This window comes from bacterium (genome assembly GCA_024224155.1).
In the GTDB taxonomy this organism is placed as follows: domain Bacteria; phylum Acidobacteriota; class Thermoanaerobaculia; order Multivoradales; family JAHEKO01; genus CALZIK01.
Map to the genome: position 1 here is coordinate 23,994 of JAAENP010000293.1, position 8,524 is coordinate 32,517.

8 protein-coding genes are annotated in these 8,524 nt (G+C 65.3%); 6 read left to right on the top strand and 2 right to left on the bottom strand.

Annotation, left to right across the window (positions count from 1 at the left end):
* The 5 genes from GY769_15215 (at position 1) to GY769_15235 (ending at position 4,363) form a co-directional block, all read left to right on the top strand.
* Positions 1–867, top strand: a complete 867-nt coding sequence (locus GY769_15215; GenBank protein MCP4203272.1) for an ArsA family ATPase — start codon at positions 1–3, stop codon at positions 865–867.
* Entirely contained in the window at positions 860–1,930 is a 1,071-nt protein-coding gene (locus GY769_15220; protein MCP4203273.1) for an ArsA family ATPase, read from the top strand. The genes GY769_15215 and GY769_15220 overlap by 8 nt, the downstream gene beginning before the upstream one ends.
* Positions 1,931–2,046: 116 nt before the next feature.
* Positions 2,047–2,571: a hypothetical protein gene (locus tag GY769_15225; protein ID MCP4203274.1), complete on the top strand. Its 525-nt coding sequence runs from the start codon at positions 2,047–2,049 to the stop codon at positions 2,569–2,571.
* Positions 2,572–2,641: 70 nt separating this feature from the next.
* Complete coding sequence (locus tag GY769_15230) at positions 2,642–3,076, top strand: phasin family protein (GenBank protein ID MCP4203275.1); 435 nt, start codon at positions 2,642–2,644, stop codon at positions 3,074–3,076.
* Between the two features lie 36 nt (positions 3,077–3,112).
* Positions 3,113–4,363 carry a patatin family protein gene (locus GY769_15235; protein MCP4203276.1) on the top strand — a complete coding sequence of 417 codons (1,251 nt, stop codon included), beginning with the start codon at positions 3,113–3,115 and terminating at the stop codon, positions 4,361–4,363.
* A gap of 73 nt (positions 4,364–4,436) precedes the next feature.
* On the opposite strand, the gene GY769_15240 is transcribed toward GY769_15235, so the two are convergent.
* Positions 4,437–5,096 carry a hypothetical protein gene (locus tag GY769_15240; GenBank protein ID MCP4203277.1) on the bottom strand — a complete coding sequence of 220 codons (660 nt, stop codon included), beginning with the start codon at positions 5,094–5,096 and terminating at the stop codon, positions 4,437–4,439.
* A gap of 201 nt (positions 5,097–5,297) precedes the next feature.
* On the opposite strand from GY769_15240, the gene GY769_15245 reads away from it, so the two are divergent.
* Positions 5,298–6,623, top strand: coding sequence for an adenylosuccinate synthase (locus tag GY769_15245; protein MCP4203278.1), 1,326 nt, complete (start codon positions 5,298–5,300; stop codon positions 6,621–6,623).
* Between the two features lie 153 nt (positions 6,624–6,776).
* Here the strand turns inward: GY769_15245 and GY769_15250 are convergent.
* Positions 6,777–8,524 (bottom strand): DUF3520 domain-containing protein (locus GY769_15250; protein MCP4203279.1); only part of this gene is annotated, 1,748 nt, incomplete at its 5' end.

Consider the following 8,524-nt stretch of genomic DNA (forward strand, 5'->3'; position numbering starts at 1 on the left):
ATGATGCTCTCGCCCGATCTGGAACTGGTCATCGTCACCGGCAAGGGTGGCGTTGGCAAGACCACGGTTGCGGCGGCGCTGGCCTGGCGGATCGCCCGGAGCCGGCGTGTGATGCTGCTCGAGGTGGACCCGCGCGAAAGCGCCCACCGCCTGTTCGACGTGCCGCCCTCGGGCGGCGAGCCGGTCAAGGCCGGCGAACGCCTGGAGCTGCTTCATGCGCGCTCGAGACAGGTGGTCGACGAGATCGTCCAGGACAAGCTCAAGGTCGCACCGCTGGTGCGGCGGCTCCAGGCGAGTCCGATCTACGAGCATTTCATCGACGGCGCTCCGGGCCTCAAGGAACTGGCGCTGCTCCGCTATGCCCATAGCCTGGTCAAGGGGGCGAAGCGCAAGCGCCGAGCCGATTGCGTGGTCCTCGACTCGCCGGCAACCGGACACGCTCTGGCTCTCCTGTCGGCGCCGGTCCTGGCGGCGGAAGCCATTGGCGCGGGTCCGATCGCGGCGCTGGCGCGCGAGGTCGCCACCTGGCTGAGCGCCGAGACCACCGGGCTGGTTTTGGTAACCCTGGCCGAGGAGCTTCCGGTCACCGAGACCCTCGAAGCCGCCGACGCGCTCGGCGAGGTTCTCGGCAAGCCGCCCGAGGCCTGGATCGCCAACGCCCTCTACCCCGAGGTCCCCGCCCAGCTCGAGAGTAACGACTCGGTCACCGAGCTGTGGCGGCGGCGGCGCGCGGTCAACGAGCGCGAGCTGGCCCGGCTCGCGCGAGCGGTGGGCGAACCCGTGGTCTCTTTGCCGCTCCTGCCGATCGACGAGGGCAGCCGTCTGGTCGCGGCGCTCTCGAGAGAGCTCGAGGCAAGCGATGAGTAGATCCGGCCCGCTGGCGGAGCTGCCGAGGCGACTGGTCTTCGTCGGCAGTGGAGGAGTGGGGAAGACCACCCTGGCGGCCGCTCTGGCGGTTCACTTCGCGGCTCATGGCGAGCGCACGCTGGTGATGACCTTCGACCCGTCGCTCCGCCTGAAGGACGCCTTGGGAATCGGCGACTCCGGCAAGGGTGACAACGTCGACGCTCAGGAAGGTCAGGTTCGAGTCGAGTTCGAGTCCAAGGCCGGCGGTGAGCTCTGGGCGCATCTTCTCGATGCGCGCCGAACCTTCGACCGCCTGATTCACCGCTACGCACCGGACGTCGCATCGCGAGATCGCATCCTTTCGAACCGCTTCTTCCGGCACCTGGCCGGGCGCCTGGCGGGCATCCTCGAGTACATGGCGGTGGAGAGGCTCTATGAGGCGGTCAGGTCGGAGCGGTTCGACCGGATCATCCTGGACACGCCGCCCACGCGTGAGGCCCTCGAGTTTCTCGACGCGCCCCAGCGGATCGTCTCGTTTCTCGACAGCGGCGCCCTGCGCATGGCTCTCAAGCCCTGGTTCGACGAAGACGGTCGCTTTCGCCCGAAGTCCTTGCCGGGCCTGGGGATGCCGCTCGAAGCTCTTCTCGATCGCATGGTCGGTATCGACCTGCTGCGCGATATGGCCGAATTCTTTCAGGCCTTCGCGCCGCTCTTCGACGGCTTTCGCGAGCGCGCGCTGGAGGTGGACGGGCTCCTGCGTTCGAGCGACACCGGGTTCGTGCTGGTCACGGCGGCGGCCGAGCGCAATCTAGCCGACACGATGTTCTTCGCGCGCAATCTGACCGAGCGTTCCCACGAGCTGGTTGCGGTCGTCGCCAACCGGGTTCATCCCGCCGCCGAGGACGAAGACCTCGAGCTCATGCGCTGGCTCGGCGAGCGCGACCAGAAGGGCGTCGCCCAGCTGAGAGACCTGCTGGCCGACGGGCCGGCGGTGGTGTCTCTGCCGCTTCTGCCGGCCTCCCCCGCCGATATTCCGCGTCTGGAGGCCCTGGGTAAGCGGATGGAAGCTGCCTGGTTCGAGTGACTTAGAGAGAGATTGCCGCAGCGCGTCAAAAAATACTTGACATTTATGCCGCGGCGCGGTATAAATTCTCCACGGCTTGCCGCGCAGCGGCAGATCTCCCAAAGAAAGGTCCGATCATGGTTCGAATTATCAAACGCTATGAGAGCCGCAAGCTCTACGACACCGAGGAAAGCCGGTACGTCTCACTGGACGAGATCGCGGGCTTTGTGCGCGACGGCCAGCAGGTGCGGGTGATCGACAACTCCTCCCAGGCGGACGTTACGCCGCAGATGCTGACCCAGATCATCCTCGGCGAGGGTCGCAACGGCCGCAGCCAGATCTCGACCGAGTTTCTCCACGATCTGGTTCGGGCCGGAGAGCGCGCGCTTTCAAACGGCGTCCAACAGGTGCAGCACGGCGTCGATCGACTGCTCGAGGCTTCGGTCGAAAAGATCGGCCCCATCCGCCGGGCGCGAGAGGAAATGACCCATCTGCGGTCACGGCTCGAGGAGCTCGAGCTGTCTCTGGCTCATCTGGAAGAAGGCCAGCGATCCTCCGAGCTCGAGTTCGAGACGCCGGCGAAGAAGACCACTAGAAAGAAGACCGCGACCCGCAAACGGGCGCCCCGAAAGACCAAGATTGAACGAGCGAAAAAGGCCTGAAGAAGAAAGCTGACGATTGCACCCGCGACTAGTTCGCGCCGGTGCTTTGCGATACGAAAGGAGTATCAACATGACCAAGAACACCAACAAAGTACAGAAGGAAGTCCTCGAGTCCGCCAACAAGATCTGGCTGGCCGGTCTCGGCGCACTGTCGGTTGCCGAAGAAGAGGGCAGCAAGCTCTTCAAGACCCTCGTCAAGAAGGGTGAGGGTTTCGAGAAGCGCGGCAAGAAGCGGTTCGAGAAGGTGCAGCACACCGTCGAGGATCAGGTCGAGGCCGCGGTGGAGAAGGCCGACAGCGCGTTCGGCAAGTTCGGCAAGGGCTTCGATGGCAAGGTCGCCGACACGCTCAACAAGCTCGGCGTTCCCAGCCGGATGGAGATCCAGAAGCTGACCCGCCGCGTGGAGCAGCTGACCAGGAAGGTCGACGGACTCAGCAAGAAGCCGAAGGCAAAGCCCAGAACTGCCAAGAAGACCACCCGCACTCGCGCTTCCAAGACCGCCTAGGCGGCAAAGCCCAAGTGAAGCGAGGGAGCGCTTAGGTTGCCTGCGAGAGAAGCCAAGATCGGTCTGGCTCTGGCTGGCGGAGGACCGGAGGGCGCGATCTACGAGATCGGCGCCCTCCGGGCTCTCGAAGAAGTCCTGGACGGGCTGGACCTCAACAACCTCCACGTCTACGTAGGCGTGAGCGCCGGCTCTTTTCTGGCCGCGAACCTGGCCAACAACTTGACCCCGGCGGAGATGTGCCGCGCCATCGTCAAGCAAGAGCCCCAAGAACACCCCTTCAACTCACAGAAGTTCCTTCGGCCTGCGGTTCTCGAGCTGATCGGCAGGGGAGCGACCCTGCCACGGCTCGTCTGGGAGGCGCTTTACGATTACTGGCTCCACCCCGAGGATAAGAGTCTTTTTGATTCGATGACTCGCCTGGGGAGGGCTCTGCCGGTCGGCATTTTCGACAACAAGCCCATCCGCCGCTACCTCGAGCGGATCTACCGCATCAAGGGGCGGACCGACGACTTCCGTAGGCTCGACAAGCAGCTCTTCGTGGTCGCGGTCGATCTGGATTCGGGAGAGGCGATTCGATTCGGCAGCAAGGGCTACGACCACGTGCCCATCTCGCGCGCGGTGCAGGCGTCGACGTCGCTACCGGGGCTCTATCCTCCGGTCGAGATCGACGGCCGTCACTGCGTCGACGGTGTGCTCAAGAAGACGCTTCACGGCTCGGCCGCTCTCGATGCCGGGGCCGACCTTCTGATCTGCATCAACCCGATCGTGCCGGTGGATACCCGCCGTGCCGTCGAGACCGGTGTCATGAGGCGCGGCAAGCTGATCGACCGCGGTCTGCCGACGGTCTTCTCGCAGACCTTCCGAACCTTGATCCACTCGCGTCTCGAGGTCGGCCTATCGCGTTACGAGGACCTCTACGACGGCGCCGAGGTCGTACTTCTCGAGCCGCGCCGAGACGACTACCGGATGTTCTTCACCAACATTTTCAGCTTCTCGTCTCGCCGCTGGGTCTGCGAGCACGCTTATCAGGCCACTCGCCGGGAGCTCTACTTCCGGCGCGAGGAGCTGGCGCCCAAGTTCGAGCGCCGTGGGATTCGCTTCCGGACCGACGTACTGGAGCAGGATCGCGATCTGTGGAGCGGCGTCGGGCTGCCCAAGCTCAGCGTCTCGGCCGAAACCGGGCGCAAGCGCAAACCGGCGCGACCGGCGTCCGAAGTCGAAGCCATTCTGAGCGACCTCGACGCGGCCCTCGATCGACTCGAAAACCACGTCCTAGAGATTAACTAGCTCGGGGACACCGATCGGGGACACCTTTGCCCTCGAGCGAAGCGAAGGGTCTCGACCGAACTCCTTCTGGTTCTCAGTCCAGCCGCACAGTCACTTCGCCCACCCCGACATCCACCTTGATCCGCTTGTCCCCCTCGCCTTCGGCCCAGTAGACCTCGCTACCCACAAGAAACGAGCGCCGCCCTTCGACGCGCCGGGCGTCGCCATAGATCTCGGCGTCGCCCACCCCGACGTCCAGGCTCACCGAGCGCAGGTGATCGGGCTTGGTGTCGATGGTCACCTCGCCGACTCCCAGCTCGAGATCGAGGTTGCCGCGCAGGCCCTCGATGTTGACTTCACCGACGCCCATGTCGAGGTCGAAGTCGAGCTCGGCGGGAATCGTGAGAAAGGCCTCGACTTCGATTCGACCCTTGCCCCACTTCGGGTAGCCCTCGAGCTCGATCGTCAAAACGTCGCCCCGGGTGCGTTCCGAAAGCTCGAGACCGTCCAGAGCCTCGCGGCAGTCCGGCCGGTCGCGTTTGCATTCGGCGAGAATCTCGACCTTGAATTTCTTGCCGGGCGAGGCGGTGACTTCCAGCTCGGCCGCCGAAATGTCGAAGCGGACCGCCTCCAGATCGCCCGCCGTCCAAACGGCCTTGATTTCCCGTTCGGCATCCGCGGCGGCCGCCGGCCGGGCGAGCATCGGCAGCGCCGGCAATGCCAGGGCCGCGAAGATCGGAATGAGTTTACGCATCTCCACTGTCTCCTTCATCCATAGCTTACGCCTCGGCGCGGCCGTTTGTTTCCTTTATCGGGGACACGATTCCCTCGTGTCCCCTCCCAACTGGCATCGGGGACATGATTCCATCGTGTCCCCTCCCAATTCTTTGGCCACTTCTAGCCCATCTGTTACTGTCTTAAATGCCCAAGTCTGGCGACGAAAGCCCCCATCACGATGTCCAACACCGTTATTACCGGAATGCAGTGGGGAGACGAGGGCAAGGGCAAGATCATCGACCTTCTGTGCCCGGCCTTCGACGTGGTCGTGCGCTTCCAAGGCGGCAACAACGCCGGCCACACGGTCAGATTCTCCGATAGCCACTTCGCCCTGCATCTGATCCCCTCGGGAATCCTCACCCCCGGCATGCGCTGTGTCCTGGGCAACGGCATGGTGATTCCCCCCGATGCGTTCTTCGAGGAGCTGGAGGCCCTGGCCGAGGCCGGTGTCGAGATCGAGGGTCGGCTCTGGATCTCGGACCGCGCCCACGTGCTGCTGCCGATCTACGCGGAGGTCGACAAAGTCCGCGAGACGCTGCGCGGCGCCGGCCAGATCGGGACCACCTCGCGTGGCATCGGGCCGGCCTACGAAGCCAAGATCGCGCGCCGTGGCATTCGCATGTGCGACCTCTATTCCGATCGTCTCGAAGGACTGCTCGAGCACCTGAGCACCCGGCTCGGGCCCGAGCTGGGCGCCCTCGGACGGGGGAATGACGTCGCCGAGCTGCTCGAGCGCTGTCAAGGCTGGGCCGAGCGCCTCGAGCCGTTCGTTGCCGACACCGGACAGCTATTGAACGCGTGGATCGACGACGGCTCGAGCGCGCTCTTCGAGGGCGCCCAGGGCGTGCTCCTCGACGTCGACCACGGCACCTATCCCTTCGTCACCAGCTCCAATGCCACCGCCGGCGGCGCGGCCACCGGCTCCGGAGTCGCGCCGACCCGGATCAAGCGGTCGCTCGGGGTGCTCAAGGCCTACACCACGCGCGTCGGCAGCGGCCCGTTCCCGACCGAGCTGCCCGAAGGAGAGGCCGCCGCCGACTTCCTGCGCCAGCGCGGCAACGAGTTCGGCACCACCACCGGCCGGCCGCGCCGTTGCGGCTGGCTCGATCTGGTGATCGCCCGCTATGCCAGGAGGGTGAACGACACCGACGTTTTCGCTCTGACCAAGATGGATGTGCTCGATCGCTTCGACTCGGTCAAGGTGTGCGTCGCCTACCGGATCGACGGCGAGGAAGTCCGCGAGTTCCCCTCGGACCTCGGCAAGCTCGAACGCGCCGAGCCGGTCTACGTCGAGCTTCCCGGCTGGAGCGAGGACACCGTCGGCAAGGTCGCCTTCGCCGATTTGCCCGAGAACGCCCGCAACTACGTGGCCTACCTCGAAGACGATCTGAAGGCGTCCGCGGCCATCGTCTCGACCGGTCCGCGGCGCGAAGAGACCATCGTTCGAGACGACTCCAAGCTCGCCGAGCTCACCCGCGGGCGCCTCCAGACGGAAGCCCGCTAGGGCGACGACGCCGATCTTGCGGCGCTCGCCGCCCTCCTAGTGAACCGCCTTCATGTCGAGAACGTGCTCGGTTCTTTCCTCAGGCATGGCAAGCTCCTTTCGGTCGTTCCATAGCCTAGACGATCAAACCTCTGCCGAGTCGACCCGACTCTTTCAGCCGCGCTGGTCGAGCAATCGAGCCTGCTCGGCGAGTTCGAGGAACTCGGAGCGGTAACCGCCGTCGTCCGAGGCGAGCGCGGCGCGGGCGCTTTCGAGCACCGACTCGTAAGAGGCATCGGCTTTGAGCTCCGAGTCGCGCAACAGCATCCCGAACTCGGCCACCGCGGCGGCGAAGCGGAAGTCTTCGCTGGCTCGGGCGAGTGGGATTCGCTCGTCCTCGAGAGGTCGCGACACCAACTGGCTGGTGTCCGAGTCCGGCGCTTTGTAGCGCAGCTTCACCGTCAGCAGCTCGTTCGACGAGCGGCCAACCCGGCTCAGGCGCGACTCCTGGTACTTCAACTCGTCGATCCCCGCGAGTCTCTCGTCCGAGCCCGCGGGCACGATCTCGTAGAGCACGGTCACCGAGTGGCCGGCGCCGAGCTCGCCGGCGTCCTTGGTGTCGTCGTTGAAGTCCTGGTCTCTCAGGCGGCGGTTCTCGTAGCCGATCAGGCGGTAGCCCTTGACCCGCGCCGGGTTGAACTCGACCTGGATCTTGACGTCTTTCGCGATCGTCAGAAGGGTCCCGCCCATCTCGCTCACCAGGACCTTCTTGGCCTCGAGGATGCTGTCGATGTAGGCGGCCGAGCCGTTGCCGTGGTCGGCGAGCTTTTCCATCTTGGAGTCCTTGTAGTTGCCGGTGCCGAAGCCCAGCACGCTCAGGAAGACGCCGCTTTCGCGCTCGCGCTCGATCAGACGGATCATCTCGGCGTCGCTCGAAGCTCCGATGTTGAAGTCGCCGTCGGTCGCGAGAATCACCCGGTTGTTGGCCTGCGGGTCGAAGTTGCGGCGCGCGGTCTCGTAGGCCAGGCGGATGCCGGCGCCGCCGGCCGTCGAGCCGCCGGCGCGGAGGCTTTCGAGAGCGCAGAGGATCTTGTCCTTGTCGCTCCCGGGCGTCGGCGGCAGCACCAGACCGGCGGCGCCGGCGTAGACGACGATCGCCACCCGGTCCTGCTCACGGAGGTTTTCGACCAGAAGCCGGAAGGCGGATTTCAGGAGCGGTAGCTTAGCGGGGCTGTTCATCGAGCCCGAAACGTCGAGCAGGAAGACCAGGTTGTTGGGCGGAAGCTCGGCCGTGTCGACTCTGCGGCCCTGAAGGCCGATGTGAACCAGGCGGTGCTTCCGGTTCCAGGGTGCGACCGAGACCTCGGTGGTGATCGAGAAGGGGTCCTTGCCCTCGGGGTCGGGATAGGAGTAGGTGAAGTAGTTTATGAGCTCTTCGATCCGCACCGCGTCGATCGGCGGCAGGCGATGCTCCTGTTCGATGAAGCGGCGCATGTTGGCGTACGAGGCCGTGTCGACGTCGATCGAGAAAGTCGAGAGCGGATTCTCGAGCGCCGACTTGAAGGGATTCTCGTCGATTGCGTCGTACGCTTCGGTGTTGAAGGGTGGAGGCGCGGTCTCGCCAGGGAAGGGGATCGGTCCTCCGACCCGAAGCGGCATCTCCAGGTAGGCGGCTTTGACCTTGTACGACCTCGGTTTGGGCAGGACCTGATCCGTCTCCGGCGCCTGGAGCGCGAACGCGGGCTGCAGAGCGCAGTCCAGCCTCGTCGCGCGGCCGCCAGCGACGCGGATGCCCGAGAGCGTGACCGACTCGTACCCCTGAGCGCGACAGCGCACCTTCCAGGTGCCGGGCGGAAGGCCCTCGAGCCGGAAGTTGCCATCGTTGGCGCTCGTCGCGCGCGACCGCGCGCCCTGGACCGAGA